Source organism: Spirosoma sp. 48-14 (genome assembly GCF_001898575.1).
GTDB lineage: Bacteria > Bacteroidota > Bacteroidia > Cytophagales > Spirosomataceae > Spirosoma.
In genome coordinates this window covers 1,357-2,365 of record NZ_MKUD01000078.1, presented here as the reverse complement: position 1 = coordinate 2,365, position 1,009 = coordinate 1,357, and the positions used below count along the sequence as shown (strand labels likewise).

The following is a 1,009-nucleotide window of genomic DNA, read 5'->3' as shown; positions in this document are numbered from 1 at the left end:
AAAAAATCGTCAGAAGCCCGGTCAGATGCCACTAGCTTTTTGATCTGGGTCCAGATACCGTTTTGCCGTTTGAGTACATAGGCGGAACCGGCCCTTAGCAAAACCTGGCCACTGTTTGCATCGAGATAGTCCTGAGGGGCTCCTACTACGGCATACTCCCCATCGATGGCCACCGAGGAGCCATAAAGCTGATTGCCCACATAATCACCCAGAACCACTTTCTGGGTCTGTCCCCAGTTGTCGGCTCCCCCCTGGTTCTGGCTGAACACGTAGGCCGACCCCGCATCCGTGAGCGTATTGCCCCCCGAGGCATCTTCGTCATCCGCATACGCCCCCACTACAAGCTGGCTGCCACTGATGGCCACCGAATAGCCAAAATTATCAGAAGTTCCCCGGTCGGTGGCGACAACCTTTTTCACCTGTCCCCAGTTGTCGGCTCCCCCCTGGTTCTGGCTGAACACATAGGCCGAACCCGCATCCGTGACCGTATTCGTACCCGACGCATCTTCGTCTTCCCGATAAGCACCCACTACAATCAGGCTCCCACTGATGGCCACCGAATAGCCAAAATTATCAGAGGCTCCCCGGTCGGTGGCGACAATCTTTTTCACCTGTCCCCAGTTATCAGCTCCTCCCTGGTTCTGGCTGAACACGTAGACTGAACCCGCGTTAAAGAGCGTATTGCTTCCCGACGCATCTTCGTCTTCCTGATTAGCCCCTACTACAACCAAACCGCCACTGATGCCCACCGAACGACCAAAACTATCAGAGGCTCCCCGGTCGGTGGCGACAATCTTTTTAACCTGCCCCCAGTTATCGGTGCCGCCCTGGTTCTGGCTGAACACATAGGCCGAACCCGCAGCCGAGAGCGTGTTGCCCCCCAAAGCATCTTCGTCTTCCAGATTAGCCCCCACCACAACCAAACCGCCACTGATGGCCACCGAAAAGCCAAAACTATCAGAAGCCCCCCGGTCAGTGGCGACAATCTTTTTCACCTGCCCCCAGTTAT

At 56.0% G+C, this 1,009-nt stretch carries 1 protein-coding gene; it reads right to left on the bottom strand.

The window, feature by feature from the left end:
• The coding region (locus BGO59_RS31795) for an FG-GAP repeat protein (RefSeq protein WP_293691076.1) at window positions 1–1,009 on the bottom strand (1,009 nt) is incomplete at both ends.